General features: G+C 63.1%; 16 protein-coding genes. 4 read left to right on the forward strand and 12 right to left on the reverse strand.

The genetic code is table 11. From position 1 onward, the window contains the following. Position 1: 1 nt before the first annotated feature. On the reverse strand, positions 2–946 hold the full coding sequence (locus G9463_RS20495) for a PfkB family carbohydrate kinase (protein ID WP_165897696.1): 945 nt from the start codon (positions 944–946) through the stop codon (positions 2–4). An 80-nt stretch (positions 947–1,026) separates the two neighbouring features. Next, positions 1,027–3,180 (reverse strand): DNA mismatch repair endonuclease MutL, encoded by a 2,154-nt coding sequence (gene mutL, locus G9463_RS20500; protein ID WP_165897697.1) that lies wholly within the window; start codon positions 3,178–3,180, stop codon positions 1,027–1,029. Between the two features lie 135 nt (positions 3,181–3,315). Between mutL and G9463_RS20505 the strand changes: the two genes are divergently transcribed. Then, complete coding sequence (locus G9463_RS20505) at positions 3,316–3,459, forward strand: hypothetical protein (RefSeq protein ID WP_004590504.1); 144 nt, start codon at positions 3,316–3,318, stop codon at positions 3,457–3,459. A 107-nt stretch (positions 3,460–3,566) separates the two neighbouring features. Next, positions 3,567–4,835 carry an HAD family hydrolase gene (locus tag G9463_RS20510; protein ID WP_165897698.1) on the forward strand — a complete coding sequence of 423 codons (1,269 nt, stop codon included), beginning with the start codon at positions 3,567–3,569 and terminating at the stop codon, positions 4,833–4,835. Between the two features lie 9 nt (positions 4,836–4,844). On the opposite strand, the gene G9463_RS20515 is transcribed toward G9463_RS20510, so the two are convergent. Next, on the reverse strand, positions 4,845–5,702 hold the full coding sequence (locus G9463_RS20515) for a hypothetical protein (RefSeq protein WP_151102645.1): 858 nt from the start codon (positions 5,700–5,702) through the stop codon (positions 4,845–4,847). A 214-nt stretch (positions 5,703–5,916) separates the two neighbouring features. Here G9463_RS20515 and G9463_RS20520 point away from each other — a divergent pair, with 214 nt between their 5' ends. Both G9463_RS20520 and G9463_RS20525 read left to right on the forward strand, forming a co-directional pair. Continuing rightward, positions 5,917–6,423, forward strand: a complete 507-nt coding sequence (locus tag G9463_RS20520) for a hypothetical protein (protein ID WP_165897699.1) — start codon at positions 5,917–5,919, stop codon at positions 6,421–6,423. A 62-nt stretch (positions 6,424–6,485) separates the two neighbouring features. Continuing rightward, entirely contained in the window at positions 6,486–6,686 is a 201-nt protein-coding gene (locus G9463_RS20525; protein WP_004959541.1) for a hypothetical protein, read from the forward strand. Here G9463_RS20525 and G9463_RS20530 read toward each other — a convergent pair whose 3' ends face one another. From G9463_RS20530 to mutS, 9 genes are all read right to left on the reverse strand, one after another. After that, entirely contained in the window at positions 6,687–7,136 is a 450-nt protein-coding gene (locus G9463_RS20530; RefSeq protein ID WP_165897700.1) for a hypothetical protein, read from the reverse strand. A 78-nt stretch (positions 7,137–7,214) separates the two neighbouring features. Continuing rightward, entirely contained in the window at positions 7,215–7,526 is a 312-nt protein-coding gene (locus G9463_RS20535; protein ID WP_004959533.1) for a hypothetical protein, read from the reverse strand. Between the two features lies 1 nt (position 7,527). After that, positions 7,528–7,899 (reverse strand): winged helix-turn-helix domain-containing protein, encoded by a 372-nt coding sequence (locus G9463_RS20540; RefSeq protein ID WP_049919129.1) that lies wholly within the window; start codon positions 7,897–7,899, stop codon positions 7,528–7,530. 362 nt (positions 7,900–8,261) lie between these two features. Further along, complete coding sequence (locus tag G9463_RS20545) at positions 8,262–9,446, reverse strand: outer membrane lipoprotein carrier protein LolA (protein ID WP_165897701.1); 1,185 nt, start codon at positions 9,444–9,446, stop codon at positions 8,262–8,264. A 59-nt stretch (positions 9,447–9,505) separates the two neighbouring features. Continuing rightward, complete coding sequence (locus G9463_RS20550; protein WP_165897702.1) at positions 9,506–10,345, reverse strand: outer membrane lipoprotein carrier protein LolA; 840 nt, start codon at positions 10,343–10,345, stop codon at positions 9,506–9,508. A 107-nt stretch (positions 10,346–10,452) separates the two neighbouring features. Continuing rightward, positions 10,453–11,298 carry an ABC transporter permease gene (locus G9463_RS20555; protein WP_121302248.1) on the reverse strand — a complete coding sequence of 282 codons (846 nt, stop codon included), beginning with the start codon at positions 11,296–11,298 and terminating at the stop codon, positions 10,453–10,455. A gap of 19 nt (positions 11,299–11,317) precedes the next feature. Further along, positions 11,318–12,334, reverse strand: a complete 1,017-nt coding sequence (locus G9463_RS20560) for an ABC transporter ATP-binding protein (RefSeq protein ID WP_165897703.1) — start codon at positions 12,332–12,334, stop codon at positions 11,318–11,320. A gap of 94 nt (positions 12,335–12,428) precedes the next feature. Further along, positions 12,429–14,369, reverse strand: a complete 1,941-nt coding sequence (locus G9463_RS20565; RefSeq protein ID WP_165897704.1) for an ATP-binding protein — start codon at positions 14,367–14,369, stop codon at positions 12,429–12,431. Between the two features lie 74 nt (positions 14,370–14,443). Further along, the coding region (mutS, locus tag G9463_RS20570; RefSeq protein ID WP_165897705.1) for a DNA mismatch repair protein MutS at positions 14,444–16,213 on the reverse strand (1,770 nt) is incomplete at its 5' end.

A 16,213-nucleotide genomic window follows, 5' to 3' on the forward strand; every position in this document is an offset into this window, starting at 1 on the left:
CCTACGGCCGTCTGGACTGCTGTGAATCGACGAGACGCTCAACCTCGGACGGTTCGAGCGGCGTCAGCGGCCCGGACAGTGTTCGAGACAGCGCTGCTGCCGCGACACCATGGAGCAGCGCTTCGTCCGTGTCAGCACCGGCGGCAAGTTGCTGGAGCGTTGCGCCGATGAAAGCCTCGTGTTGTCCTGCTTCGTCTACTGCGGACGTTTCGATGGCATCTTGCTCGTGAATGACGCCGTCGTGGTAGGCAACCGCACCGTACTCGCTCCGTGTGAGAATCACGCGGGTGAGGTCGTACTCCGTTGCGAGCGTGTGCACGACCTCGCGCGGACTCCCTGTCGTATCAAACACCGCGGAAACCTGCTCTTCGGCGGCAAAGAGGGTATCGACGGCTGGTAGCAGGTCTGCAAGGGCGTCGAGAGCATCTTCGGCGTCCCACAATCCGGGGTGGAAACCGAGGTCGAACGCCCGCATTCCTGCGGCCGCTCTGAGCAATGCCCCCGTCGTGTCGGCGGCTGTCTCAGAGAGCGAGAGAGTTGCGCCCGAAGTAAACACCACGTCCGCGTTCTGTATCTCGCCCATCGGCAACTCGCCGGGCGTCAGCGTCGCCATCGCGGTGTCGCCGCGGTCCTGCAGTAGCCGTTCGGCACGGGGTGGGTCGGCGTCTTCGTGGAACGTGAGTCCCTGGCGGCCGGTGTCTGGGTCGGCCCAGACAACCTCTGTCTCCAGACCGAACTCATGGAGCTCCGCGACGACACGCCGCCCGAGCGGCGTGTCCGGGACCTTCGAGAGCCACTGTGCGTCAGCCCCGAGTCGACCGGCTGTCGCCGCAACGCTGCTCGCGGTCCCGTCGACGCGAATTGACGCTTCGCGGGCCGTCTCGAATCGCTGTCCGTCTGGGGGTGAAAATCTGAGAGCGGTCTCGCCGAACGTTACAAGTGACATACCGCGTGCATCGGGAGACGAAGGTTTAGTTTAATCGGCTGTATCGACTGCTGTGCCGGGGGACGGGCCATCCTCCCTCGCTATCGCCGGCGACCGCCGTGCCCGGGGTAATCACGCTCGAACCTGTCTTCGAGTTCCTGCCGGTCGATGTGAATGACCGTCGGTCGCCCATGGGGACACGCGTAGGGGTTCTCACAGTCGTCCAGTGCGGCGAGTAGCTCCCGGACGGAGCCCTCGGTCAGCGACGTGTTCCCGGTCACCGAGGGGTAACACGCCAGGTCGCCGAGCAGTTCGTCGGCCGCCGCTTCGACCGTTGCCGCCGCTTCGTCGTCGCCGGCGACGAACGCACCGAGTACGTCCCTGACGATGTCCGGCCCGGCCGCGTCGGCGATGACGCCCGGGAGGGTCCGGACTTCGACGCTGCGCTCACCTGTGCGCGCCGTGTGGAACCCCAGGCTCGCCAGCGCGTCGCTACGTCGGTCGAATACCTCGGCTTCGCGCGCAGTCAGTTCGAGTTCGACCGGGTTAGCAAGTGCCTGCGTCGTCGTTTCGCCTTCGAACTTGGCCTTGAGCCGCTCGTAGTTGACCCGCTCATCGGCCGCGTGCTGGTCGACCAGCACGAGGCCGTCATCTGTCTCCGCGACGACGTAGGTGTCGGCTAACTGTCCGAGAATCCGCATCGAAGGCAGCGATTCGTGGGTCGCCTCCGGGTCGTCGCCGAGACGTGCCTGCTCCTGACCGCCGGTAAACTTCCGTTCCCCGCGCTCCGCCGCTGTCTGGCCCGCCGCGGACGCGCCGGGGCGTTCACCGTCACTATCTCCACCCGAAACGCTACCCCCTGTCTGACTAGTCCCGGATTCGCCCGACGTACCGTCCGTCCTCCCGGTTTCAGAGGACGGCTTCGTGTCGGCTGATTGAATTGATGGGGCTGTGTCGGATGACTCGCGGTTCCCTGTCTCCGTCTGGGTACCGTCCGGTCGGGCTGTGGGCGCAGTATCTGGCTCCTGTGCTGGTGCCTCAGCACTGTTTTCCGTTGCGGTGGTGTCCGTCTGTCCCGACGTTGTTGCGTCGTCTATGGCATCCCGGCCGTTCGGGGCTGCCCGCTCGCCTCCGCTATCGGTCGCTCCGTCCGATTCCGGCGTTATCTCTGTCTGCTCCGGTGCTGACCGGCCACGCGGTGCTGTCGAGCGTAGTAGCCCCTCACGCAACAGCGCGTCCTCGACTGCAGTCCGGACCTGTTCGCGAACGCCTTCGTCGTCAGCGAAGCGGACCTCCATTTTCCGGGGATGGACATTCACGTCCACGTCGCCCGCGGGAACGTCCAGAAAGAGGACGGCGAAGGGGTAGCGGTCCGGCGCGATCTGGGTACCGTAGGCGTCGATAACGGCGTCCCGGACAGTTCCGGCCCTGACGTAGCGACCGTTGACGTACGTCGAGAGGTACTCGCGGCCAGCGCGGTTCGTCTCGGGGTGGGAGACGAGGCCGTGGACGCCGTCGAGCGGTCCATCTGGGAAACTGTCCATCTCGTCGCCGCTCCCTGTTGCCTCCGAGCCTGCACCGACCGAAATCATCGACTCGGCGACTTCCCGGCCGTAGACCGACATCACTGTCTCGCGCAAATCGCCCTGGCCGGTCGTCGAGAACGTCTCGCGGTCGCCGTGGGTCAGCGAGACGGCCACGTCCGGGTTAGCCAGCGCGTAGCTGGCGACGACGGTGTTGACGTGTGCGAACTCCGTCGACTCTTGTTTGAGGTACTTCCGGCGGGCTGGGACGTTATAGAAGAGGTCTTCTACCGCCATCGTTGTCCCCTCCGGACAGCCGGCGGGGCTGACTGACGTGACGTCACCGCCTTCGAGCACCAGTTCGGTTCCCACGTCGCCGCCGCGGGGTCTGGTCCGGATCGTCAGCCGTGAGACCGCCCCGATCGCGTGCAGCGCCTCGCCGCGGAACCCGAGTGTGCCCACGCCACCCTCCAGATCTGCAATGTCGCGGATTTTCGACGTGGTGTGTTCCTCGACGGCCGTTTTGACGGCTTCTCGGTCCATCCCGATGCCGTCGTCCGTGACGCGAATCCCGTCGGTTCCGCCAGCTTCCACAACCACGTTGACCCGGCTCGCGTCGGCGTCGATGGCGTTCTCGACCAGTTCCTTGACGACGGAGGCCGGCCGCTCGACCACCTCACCGGCCGCGATGCGTTCGACGGTCTGGTCGTCGAGTCGCTGGATGTCGGTCATACGTGCCTCCGCATATGATTGCGACCAGCTAACGGGCGGAGCGACTTGATACTGTCTGCCCTCGCCTGCGTGTATCAGTCAGCTCATGAAAATAGTTAACACAACACAGTCCTGAGCCTCGCATGGTGACGACCCATGTGCCACCACAGAGAACGCTCCTGGACCGAAGCGACGGCGGACGACGAGGCAACTGACGAGGACGAGGAGGAGCTGCCATCCTTCCTCAACGAGGAGGCGACCGAAACCGAGGTGCTGACCGACGGCGGCGACGAGGCGTAGGCAGCGGCGCATCCGTCGCGGTGTTGGCAAACCAGCCGTTTTTTGTCGTGTGTGAGGACCACAAACCCGATAGCTAAAGTACGCTCGCCGTCAGTCGCCACTATCCTGTGGACCTCGACATGGAACAATACGACCAACTCTACCGTCTCTACAAGAGCGTAGACACGACGACGCTTCGCGGCTATCAGGAGTTCGTTGATCTGTTTCCTCCGCTCAGCTCGACCGTTGCGCTGGAACAGTGGGAAACCGCCAGTGACCGCCTCGACGCCCTCAAATCGGATATCACTGACGAGTTTCCCGGAACCGGCGAGACCTACGCGGAAATCGCGGCCCGGCTGACCCGCGACGAGGCTTTCACCGCACTCGACCTCTACTCGAAGTACGACCGGTCGGTGAACGTGCTCGTGCTGGATGTCGATGAGACGCTCCGGTCGGCTGGCGACACCGACAACGAAATCCCCCGCGATACGCTGTATCTCCTGACGCAGTTTCACGAAGCAGGAATCCCTATCGTCGTCTGTACCGGCCAGACCTTGGAGAACGTCAAGGGGTTCATGATTCAGGGGCTGGGCAACGACCTCGTCTCCTCCGGGCAGATGAGCATCGTTTACGAGTCTGGTAACGGCGTGTTCACACCCAAACACGGCGAGGACACGAAGCGACTCCTGTACGAACGCCTCGACGGCGCGGTCGTGGATGTGTTCGAAACGGTCCGTCGGCGGGTCCTCTCGGAGGCTCCTGACGCCGTTGGCAAGCGCTGTCATCTTCAGGGCAACGAGTTCAACGTCACGCTGAAACCAAACGCCGAGGTCGGCAGCGACAACGCCGTCGAAATCATCGACGAGTCGCTGCGGTACCTCTGTGGCCTCGTTGGCGACGCCATCGCCGCACAGGTTGACGCTGAGATCGACGACCCTGCAGGCTACGCACGGGCCTACTTCAGCCGCGACCCGGAGATTCTCGATGTGCTGGAGGCCGGCGGTCTGCCGACTCACGCCGACATCGAGGACGCGCCCGAGGCGTTCCGCGACATCCTCGAACGCGTCGACCTGGGCTACTACGAGGGCGATGCGGCCGAACTCGTCAGCCTCGAACTGGACAAGTCAGCCGGCGTTGAGGAGGCCTTCGACGTGCTGGGCATCGACGACCCGTTCGCGCTCGTGATGGGCGACAGCAAGAGCGACCTGCGGGTGATGCGCTGGGTGGACGAGAACGACGCCGGTATCGCCGCCGCCCCCGCCCATTCCTCGCCCGACGTGCTCGACCACGTCAGTTCGAGAGACGATCTGGTGTACGAGGCCGGCGACGCTAGCACGGTGTTGCGGACTATCTACGGTATTAGCCTCGTCGAGCAACTGGACGAGCAGGGCGAGTGAGCCACCTCCCTACGTATTGACCACACTGTCGCCGCTGCGGTGCTGCTCGGGCCACTCGCCGGCAGTGGGGCACTGCGGGTCGATGTCAGCGACGAACCGCATCGTCGTGATATTGAGTACGAGCCCTAGAAACCCGCCGCCCACGATTCCGATGACGAGGCCGACCGCAGAGACGTTGACGACAACGGCGGTCGCCACCGCTGAGACGAGCAAAACGAGTCCCAGATAGCCGACTGTGTAGGAGAGATACGGCCCGCCGTCGACAGCCAGTTGGTACGAGCCTCTGGCCGCTGCCACAAACCCAGTCCGGCGCAGGACAACCAGATACGGCGTGGCCCAGAACAGATACCCGGCAGCTACGAACGCTGGAATCAAAAGGAACACAGCGCCGACTATCGCGCCCCCCTCACCGAGGCTCCCGAAGCCAAGCAGCCCCAGTGCCAGTGGGACGAGAATAACATATGGGAGGGCAGTTATCACCAGAAACGGGACAAAGTATGCTAGCACGCTCATCGCGAAGCCCTCGTGGCGACCGAGGAGTTCTGCCGCGATAGTTCCGAAGTAACCCGCACTCAGACCGGCACGTAGCACTAGTACTCCCGGTATGACAACCACCGCAAACGGGGCCGACAGTGGGAGGCCAACATTTGCCGTGACACCGCTACCGGGCAGACTCACAAACTGCCAGATGGTCACAACGGACGCAGGGACGCCGAACTTAATGCCGATGTGCGCCCCGTCGTAGGTGAGTACTTGCCGGATACTATCCGTCTGCATGACCGCCAGCAGTATCGGGACCAGGATTAGCGATATGTGGTCGCCCGCTTTCTTCCAGCCATCGGCAAGTCGAGCGGTGAACGTCGGCATCAGTTGCGTTCCCCCGCTAGCGTCGGGTGTTCGCTTGGCACTGACCGTGACACATGACGTGCCACCGATTCGAGGCGTCGCTGTGCGGTTGTCGTGCGATTGGTGGAGGGCATCGGCTCAGATGTCTGTACACGATATAATATGCGTTCTGGTGGGGTCGCTCTGGCGTCTCGCGCCACCCAACAGTTAGGCGTCGGCCGTCCGAACTGTTACCATGAGTCCCGATACCGTGTTTGGGCAGGTGCCGGACCCGCAGTCGTACTCTTTCCCGGACTACTCGCTCCCGCAGGGCGACCCCGTCAAACCCATCGCGCTGACCGACGACGAACTGACGGCGCTGCTTGACCTGTACGACGCGTTCAGCGCCGTGGACCCGACGGGCATGGACTCGAACCCGTTCCTGCGGGCGACCAGCGAGTTCCTCCAGCAGGCCCTCGGTGCGCCGCTCACCCGGCCGGACGAGCAACTGAACGACGACATCGCGGTCCTGCTCAACGACTTTTCCGGCGATCTGGGCGAGCAATCGATGGGCGTCGTCGACGCGACGCCGGCCCACCACCGGACGCTGTACTTCTTCCTGACCAGCTGCAAGGCGTACCACATGGCTCCGCATCTGCAGTTCGACCCCGACCCGGCCGCCGTCGAGACGCTGTATGCGGTGCACGAACGCGTCACCGAGCAGGCGTTCTATCTCAAACGGCCGAAAAGCGTCCTCGAATAACTGCCAGCGTGTCGACTCGGGACTCCGGTCCGTTTATCGGGGAGCGAGCTAAACTGCCGCCAATGACAACCGACCAGCCCGAAATCCCGGTCGTGTGTGAGGCCTGTGGGACGCGGACATCGGTCGCGTTCGAGGACGTCGAGGACGCCGTCGCGCGCCACAACGAGCAACTTCACGACGGTGATCCGGTCGCTGAGGTCGACCCCGACGTACTGGAAGAACTTGCTGACCGCCTCGCGAAGGATATCGGCTTGCTGGAATAATCAGTCGTCCAGCGGGAGTCGCTCGTAGGCCTCTCGATCAGCGCTGGCAGCAAGCGCCCGCGGCCGCAGTCGGCAGACGTTCTTCACGGTTCGCGGGCCGAGCACGCGGGGCGAGACGAACCGCGGTCGCCCCGGTGCGGTTCCGGGGCCGTCGCCCAGTGCGAGTACTGCGCCGTTGAGGTCAGCGAGCGGGATACACGCCAGGTCGCCGTTTACTGATTCAAACTGGACGTGGGTCGTGTCGCCGGGCATCGCCGCCGCCTCCAGTAGGTCGAACACAGCGACGCCGGTGTACTCCCGCTCGATCCGGTCGCCGGAGGCACACTCGAACGCGACTGGGCCGCGGACGACCTCGAACGAGAGCCGTTCGGCTGCCACGTCCCAGGGGAGCAGCAGTGGGTCAGCCCCGTCGATACGGACCGTCGGCCGCCCCTCCGGCGTTTGCGCCATAGTTATGCCTTCCGACCGGATGGACTTGAGATATTCGGCGTTAGATTGCGTGGCACACCAAGCGGCCCAGCGGGGCACTCACTCCCGGGAGTGGAGCGAGTACGCGATAAAGAGGACGCCGACGAACTGGAAGGCGCGCGTGACGAGTGTCAGCGGTTGCTGGAACTGACTGGAGAGCAGGCCCTGGCGAAGGAGGACTGAGCCGGTGAACGCGACGACGAAGGCTACCGCCGTGAGACAGAACAGCCCGACCGAGAGGTACTGCATCGTGCGGCTGTTGTGCCGGCGATACCCCCGATAGGCTTGGTAGCCGACGTACCCACCCAGTACAGTCGAGCCAAACGCCAGGGCAGTGATGAGCCAGTTCATGAGCGTCTCTATGGCGACCATGTCAGAGATTCTCCCACATTTTTGTGAATCGGTCCGCGGTGTCCTGTTCGTCCTGTCCCGGGAACGCCGGCGGTTCGGTCCGCTCGATTTCGGTTTCGAAGTCACCCTCAGCAAGCGCCAGCGAGAACTCCGAGAGCGTGGCAGCGAACACGCTGTAGTCGTTGCCGCCCGTCTCTATCTGGGTCTGCTCCTCGATGAGGCCGTACTCCTGAAGCCACTCGACCCGTCTGTACACGGTCGGTTGTGACATCTCACACTGGTCGGCGAGCTGTTTCGCGGACATGGGTTTGACACTCGCTGCTGCGAGGATATCCCGGGCGTACTCGTCACTGAGCAGGTCGAGGATGTCGCCCACGGCCGGGTCCTCACTCACGTACTCGACCAACGTCCCGTCCCCGAATAAAAGGTCCTGTCAGTTTCCGAGTCAGAAGTCAGTCACGGTAGAGAAGGGCGCAGTGTCAGCGGGGACCGGCGCAATCAGGGCATTCCTTCGGGCGAAGGTGGGGCGAGGAGGGGGACCAGTTTGCAGGCGGCCCGGCCCACATTCCTTCCCGGGGTGGCAGCCCGGGGAACCATAGGGCGGTGTGGCGGACAGACAGCGGCCGTCGCCGGAGGGCGCTGGTGGCACGGTGTTGTCAGGGCCGCTGCACTCGAAGTAAGGAGGGGTTCCATCATATAACGTGCAGTCGAACTTCTGACCCAGAAAACGGCGGCTTGATATGCCAGCGTGGCTGTTCACTCGCCGCTGGGACAGCCGACTGACTGACCGATTGTGATGAGTCGGTCCGCGGACACGCCCTCACCGCGAATCGTGTACCGGTAGCGTTCGCAACTCCACGACACTGATGTTGTCAGCCCGTAGCTGACCTGTGCTGGCTGTCCGTCGATTGTTACCCCTTCGCTGGCGTTGTCTCCGACACCCGGCCGGTCGTACTTGGCAACAGTGATCAGACTGGTCCGGTTCATGTAGCGGAGGCTGACGCTGTGGACCCGTCCCCGTGTCTGGGTCGCATAGGTCAGTTCGTATCCCGGCGGAATGTCGGGCTCCGGAACCTGGACCTCGGTGTCGGCTTTGAGCGCACCGACCGACTCGTAGGTCTGTCGTTCCGGCGTCTCCGGGACCTCGACAGTCGTATTGTCCGGGAAACTGGGGGTAAACACGTCTTCAGGCACACCGGTATCGTAGGTGACGTCCGTGTACGTCGTTGTCACGACTGTGCGCTCACCGTCGGCTGTCCACGCAGTGCGCTTTTTGACCGGGAAAAACTGTTCCGTGTCTACCCATATGGTCTGCTCGTAGGTCGCTGTGTCGTCTTTCGGTGCCACGTGGATGACGTACGCTTCACGCCCGTCGACTGTGTCGGTACCGCGGTAGCTGACGGTCATTGAACCGGCAGATACGGTCGGCCGTTGCTCGCCGCGGGGAACGACGGGTAGCGGCTCAACTGACTGTGAGTCGGTCGCCGCGTCGGCCGCCGTGGCCATGTTGAGGCTCGCAAACAGGCGCTGGAGCCGCTTCCCTCGGTCTGACCCGGGGCTGCTGAGAGAGATACGTGTCGCCTTCGCGCGGCGCTGGTCGTACAGCCACAGTGCCGACCCGTTCGACACCCGGAGGTCGTATCGCTCAACGGTGCTGTTGACGACTGCCAGCCGTTTCTTTTCGGTCCCCGGCTGGAGCACGGTGTCGTAGGTCGTCCGACTTGCGACCGTCCCATTCCGGGTAATCGTCGTCGTCTGTGTCGCGTTGATGCCATCTATCGACTCGTAGCGTTGCTGCACGTCCGCATCGATCTGCGGCTGATCGGCGGTCCCGGTACTCGCGAATGCGAGCGACCAGATCGCAACAGCCAGTACACCAACGACGACGACCGTCGCGATGGTGAGGACCAGTCGTTCCGATGTGAGGTGTCGAGTGACCATATCTGGTTACCGGGCGCAGGGGACTGTTCGGCGGCGTTCAATCTGTCTGAGCGACAATATTATGTAGCACATAACTGGCAGCGTAAGTAAAACCTCCTATCTGTTGGTTCTGGAACGCTGACAGTTGTGTCGTCCGGGACGTCGGGGGAAAACACATCACTGGACACACCAGTGTCGTACGTGACGTTCGCGTACCTTGTTGTCACAACTGTGTACTTTCCATCTGCTGTCCAGACAGTCCGCTTTTTTGTCGGGAAGAACCGCTGTGTTTCGACCCAGACTGTTTGCTCGTATGCTTTTGTCTTATTTCTTGGCGTCGCATGAATGACATACGCCTCACGTCCGTCAACTGGTTCCGTGCCCCGGTAGCTGACGGTCATCTCCTCGGTTGAGTTGACCGGCCGCTGTTCGCCTCGGGGGACAACAGGCAGTGGTTCAACCGGCCGCGGGTCTGTTGTCGCCCCGTCAAGTTTCGTGAACAGACGCTGTAGCCGCTCACCTCTGACAGACTCAGGCTCGGAGAGAGGAACTCGTGTCGCACTCTCATGACTGTCGTTATACAGCCATAGCGTTGACCCGTCCGATATCCGTACGGTACCCGCCTGTGACGTACTATTGACAGGGACGAGCCGTTTTTTCTGCGTGCCCGGTTGGAGCGTAGCGTGGTAGGTCGTCCGACTCGCGACCGTCCCGTTCTGTGAGACGATCGTCGTCTGTGTCGCGTTGACGCCATCTATGCTCTCGTAGCGTTGCTGCACGTTCGCATCGATCTGGAGTTGGTCGGCGGTATCGCCGCTCGTGAGCACAAGCGACCACGCCGAAATAGTTAGGACACCAATAACGAGGGCTGTCGCGATGGCAGGGACAAGTTGCTCCGTTGAGAAGTGTCGAGTGACCATAGCTGGAGTACGAGGCAGGGACTTTCTGGCGCTGTATGTGCAGTCTGAGCGACAGTGTTACGTATCAAATTAGTGGCAACATAAGTAAAACCACCTGTCTCCTTCAGTCAGTAGTCACCGAGTACGCCGAGCTGTCTGGCCCGTCGAGTCGTGTACTGAAACACGACATACCCCAGCAGTACATAGCCGGCCGGGACACCGATGAGGAGGCCTAGATCGGTAGCGGAGAACTGCCAGATCCGGGTCCCGTCGACCATCGCTCGCTGGAGGAGCGCGCTCCCGTGGGCCAGCGGCAGGACCCGCGTCCAACCGAGTTCGAACACGGGCGCGGAGATGAGAATAATGAATCCGAACTGGAGCAGATTGAGCCAGTTCCCGATGCGCTTGTACAGCACCGCGACGCCGCCGGCAGCGAACCCCAGACCCAGTACCGACGCGATGGTCAGCGACGCGACGACGACCACAGTCAGGACGTTCAACTGGAGTGTCGTCCCGGTAATCGCAAGCATCACCGCCAGCACCACGGTCGAGGTAATGAACGTCCGTACGACTTTCGCGACGCCCTTGCAGAATGCAACCGGCGCGAAGCCAAACGGCGTCATGACGTGCCGTTCGAGCGTTCCCCACTGGGCCTCACTCCCGATGTCGTTCGAGATTGACTGGTACGCACCGACGGAAAGCGACCACAGGAAGTAGCCGACGATGATGCCCTCGATAGAATCCGTTACCGCCTGCCCGGCAAGCATCCGACCGCCGTAGAACAGCAGACCGAAAAAGAACACCGAGATGACGATGCCGCCGACGGCGTTAGCCGGATAGCGGACGAAGATGAGGTACTCGCGGTACAGCACCGCTCGCGCGAGGTCAAGATAGCCCGCCTGCATGGCGGCACTGATAGTCTGGGCACTGGCACCATCACTGTCGTCCGCGTGCGTGTCGGCGCTTGCAGTCATCGTCCTGGCCCCGCCTCCCTCATCGTCCTTGACCCGTGATTTCGACGAACACGTCTTCTAGGTCCGGTTCAACCGTGCCGACGGCTGAGAGCGTCACGTCGTGGTTCCGGCACAGGGCCAGCAGGCGATAGAACCCGTCGCTGTCGGTCGCTACTTCGACGCGCCGGCCCCGCTCGGTGCTCGTCACCTCGACCACCTCGAAGCGCTCCCGGATGATCGCAAGCAGACCATCGGTGATGTCGGGACTGGTGACGGCGAACGCGTTCGCGGTGAACTGGTCGAGCACGGCCGGCACGCTGTCGTCGGCGATAATCTCTCCTTCGTTCATGATGATGACCCGGTCACAGACGTTTTCGATGACATCCATATCGTGGCTGCTAACGACAGCCGTGAGGTCGCGCTCGTCGACAATTCGGCGCAGTTCCCGTCGCAGCGTCAGCGAGCTTTCGACGTCGAGTCCCAGCGTCGGTTCGTCGAGAAACACCAGGTCGGACTCGCTGGCCAGCACACTTGCCAGCGACACCTTCTGTTTCATCCCGCGGGAGAGGTCTCGAACCGGCACGTCGGCTTTTTCGAGGAGGTCGAGTTTCGCCAGCAGTCGCTCGTGCCGGTCGGCGACGGCATCCGGCTTGACGCCCTTGATGGTCGAAAAATAGCGCAGGTTCTCCCGGACAGTCAGCCGCCAGTAGTCGTTTCGCGCCCCTTCGAGCATCCCGTCGACGTGGCGGTAGGCTGCCCGCGGGCTCTCGCTCATGTCGATACCCTGCACTCGAATCCTCCCAGAATCAGGCAACACCAGCCCGAGAATCGATTTTATCGTCGTCGTCTTGCCCGCACCGTTGGGGCCCAGCAGGCCGACGACCGTCCCCTGCTCGATGCGAAACGACACGTCGTTGACGGCCGTCACCGCGTCCGCACCGCTACCGAACTGCTTTGACAACCCCTCGACGGCGAGTGCGGGCGTCGCTCCGTCCTTCGCTGTGAACGGTTGCTCGGCGGCCCGCGAGCCCTGCCGCGGAGGGCGCTGGGATGACATAACCCATACTGAGGGCTTCAGAACCAAAAGGCCAGCCACGCCCCGCGATGGTCTGTCGATGTCGCTGTCCCGTACCGGTGTCTTTCTGGCCTGTTCAGGCAGGTTCGAGGCCTGTCACCTCAAACCGCGCGCCGCCGGCCTCGCTCTCGGTGGCTGTGACCGTCCACCCGTGGACCTCGGCGAGCCGCTGAACGATTTTGAGTCCGAACCCGGTCCCGTTCTCGCCGGTCGAGTAGCCCTCTTCGAACACCTGCTCGCGGTCGTCCTCCGGGATACCCGGTCCGTCGTCGGCGACGTAGAACCCGTTTCGGTCCGTGTCTTTGATGACACCGACTCGCACAGTTGCGCTCCCGTCACTGTGGTCGGTGTCGTCGTCAGCCGGCGCCTGAGCGCCCGTGGACCCATGTTCAATACTGTTCCGAAGGAGATTCGCTAACAGCCGCCGGAGTTTTGCCGTATCCGCCTGAACCTGACGGTCGCCTTCGACGACGAGCGTCGCCTGATCACTCTCGACGCTTTGCCAGCACTCTTCAACGATGCCGGTAAGCGCAACGGATTCGAGGTCAGTCGCCGTTTCGCCGGCGCGTGCAAACGCCAAGAGGTCGTCTATCAGCGCTCGCATTCGCTCATGGGCACGCGACACCTTGTCGAGAGCCTCGCTGTCGTATTCTGCTCTGGCCAGTTCCAGATTCCCCTCCGCGACAGTCAGTGGGTTTCGGAGGTCGTGGCTGACGATGCTTGTGAACTCGTCGAGGCGCTCGTTCTGGCGTTCCAACTGCTGTTCGTACGCCTTGCGCTGGGAGATATCCCGGCCGATACCCACGGTCCCGACGGGCGCCCCATCAGCATCGGTCAGCTGTGTTCCGGCAAACTCGTACGGAATCCGCTCTCCATCGGCAGTCAGAATCTCCGCTTCGACAGTTACCCGGCCGCTGGCCCGCGTTTTCTCTACCGCCGCGGCGACCGTCTCGTGCTCGTCGGCGGGGAAGAACTCAGAGACGGACATCTCGTCGATCTTGTCGTCGCTGTATCCTGTGACTTCGGGGATGCGCTCGTTCCATCGCTGAAGACTGCCGTCCGTGCCGATAACATAGAACAGGTCATACAGGGTATTCAGCGCCTGATCGATGAAATCGCGCTCCTCGCGAAGCTGACGGTCACGGTCGAGACGGTTAAGCGCCGCCGTCGCGTGGACTGAGAGCGTCCGCGCGAGCGTGACATCTGTGTCATCGAATGCACCTATCTCGCATGATCCGATGAGGAGGACACCATGGTCACCGAGCGGAAGGATGAGTTCGCTCTGGATGTCCGTGTCCGGATTATACCGGTCCGGACTTGACGCGACATCGTTGTGAACCCGCGTTTCGCCGGTTTCGAAGGCCTGCCATGCGAGGCCATCTCCGGGCTCGAAGACCGGCGGCATCCCGATGAGCTCTTCTACCTGATTGGTCCATGCGGCCGGATACAGACCGTCGCCGTCGGCGAAGTGAACCGCGTTGGCCGGCATATTGAGGATCGTCCGAGCCGCGTCCACGGTGACTTGCGCAACCGCATCAGCAGTCGTGGCTCGCATGAACGCCCTGGCGGTTGAGTGTAGCTCCTCGATAGCACGCTCTCGGCGTGTACTCTGTGTGGGTTCGATATCGTCGGCTGTCCGTTCGACGGCGTTGACGACGGTGTGTGCGAGTCGTGCGTACGGTTCCGCGCCGCCGTCAGCCCGGAGGTACTCGGTGACACCGGCGGAAATCGCGTCACTGGCGGCTGCTTCATTTCCCTCGGTGGTGAACAGAACGAACGGCATGTCCGGCGATTGCTTGCGGACCGCATCGAGGAACTCGACGCCGGTCTGTCCCGGCAGGTCGTAGCCGGCGATGACACAGTCGAACGTACCCTCATCGAGTCGCTTGAGGCCGTCGGCAACGTTCGTCTCCGTCTCGACCGTGATACCACAGTGCGCCTGTTTCAGCGCACCTGTGGCCGCTTCGACGACAGCCGGGTCGTCGTCGACGTGGAGAACGTAAATCCGGTCGCTCATTGCCTTCTAGCAGTGACAACTCCCGTATACACCTTCCGCCGTGAATATCTTCGCTGAAAATCGGGTGCTGTCTGCTACTCGTCGTCCAGTTCGGCCTGCCACTCCTGTACTTTCGCCATCAGTTCGACCGGCGGCGTCTCGTTGACATCCAGTTCTGTTAGTTCCGAGAGGACGGCCTCGGTCTCAGAATCGAGCGACGCTGCCCTCTCGTCGCCTTCGGGGCCTTCAGCTGCGGCCTCGCCGGGCGCGTGTTCGGGGTCACCGTCGGTCGCAACCGGCTCAGCCGTGGAATCGGCTGCTGCGTCCCCGGACTGGACCGCGCCGTCCCTGAACTGCCCCGAATCCAGGTCGAAGACGGCCTGTGTCGTTCCGCCGTCATTCTGCTCGCTGCCGCGAATCTCGATAGCCTTGTCGTCGCGCAGTCGGTCGAGCACCGCCTGTGAGCGGTCGACGACTGGCTCTGGGACGCCGGCGAGGTCGGCGACGTGGACGCCGTAGGAGCGGTCGGTCGGGCCGTCCCGGACCGTTCGGAGGAACGTCACGTCGCCGTCGCTGCCCGCAGACCGGGGCTCGCCGTCGACCGCGACGTGGACGTTTTCGACAGTCGGCAGTTCCTCGCCCAGCGCCGTCAGCTCGTGGTAGTGAGTCGCAAACAGCGTCTTCGACTGAATGGAGTTAACGATGTACTCCGTCGCCGCCCAGGCGATTGAAATACCGTCGAAAGTAGCCGTCCCGCGACCCACCTCGTCCAGTATCACGAGTGATTCGTCCGTGGCCGAGTGGAGAATGTTCGAGAGCTCCTGCATCTCGACCATGAACGTCGAGCGCCCCTGCGCGAGTTCGTCCAGCGCGCCGACGCGAGTGAAGATGCCGTCCACCAGTCCAACCGTCGCCGACCGCGCCGGTACGAAACTGCCCACCTGCGCGAGCAGCGTGATGAGCGCAGCCTGGCGCATGTACGTCGACTTCCCGCTCATGTTCGGCCCGGTGACGATGAGGAACTGCCGGTCGTCGTCCATGTAGAGGTCGTTCGGCACGAACTCGGTGGTCTGCTCGACGACCGGGTGGCGGCCGGCCTCGATGGACAGTTCGTTGCCGTCGACGACCGCTGGTCGGGCCCAGTCGTTCTCGACGGCGTGGACCGCCAGTGACGCGAACGCGTCCAGTTCCGCCAGCGTCCGGCCCACGTCCTGCAGTAGCGTCGCGTGCTCAGCCACGCGCGCCCGGAGCCGCTGGAAGTGCTCGTATTCCATGTCGTGGCGGCGCTCCTCCAAGCGTAACACGTCCCGTTCTTTCTCGTCGAGTTCAGGCGTCGTGTAGCGTTTGGAGTTTTTCAGCGTCTTGATGTGCTGGTACTTCTCGGGAACGGCGTCGGTCTCGCTCTTGCCGACCTGAATGTAGTAGCCGTCGGTCTTGTTCCGGTCGACAGAGAGATGGGTGATGCCGGTCCGCTCCTTCTCGCGGTCCGGCAGCGTTTCCAGCCACTCCAGCGCGGCCTCGTGTTCGTCGATAATCTCGTCAAGGTCGCCGTCGTACCCCCGTTTGAACAGGCCGCCCTGGCGCACCGTCCCCGGCGGGTCTGCGACCAGTGCGCTGTCCAACTCGGCGGCTAGCGAATCGGCAGCCTCGCGGTCAGCTCCGTCGAGCGCGTCGGCAAGCGGCGACTCGGCCAGCCGTTCGGTCTCGGTCACGGCGTCGGCGACCTGCCCCAACAGTGCCAGCGTTTCCTGAACTGCTCGCAGGTCCCGCGCGTCGGCGCTCCCCGACGTGGCCCGTGCGGCCAGCCGTTCGAGGTCGTAGGCGTCCGACAGCGTCTCTCGAATCCGCTCGCGGGCCATCGCCGC

The organism is Haloarcula sp. JP-Z28, assembly GCF_011440255.1.
GTDB lineage: Archaea > Halobacteriota > Halobacteria > Halobacteriales > Haloarculaceae > Haloarcula > Haloarcula marismortui.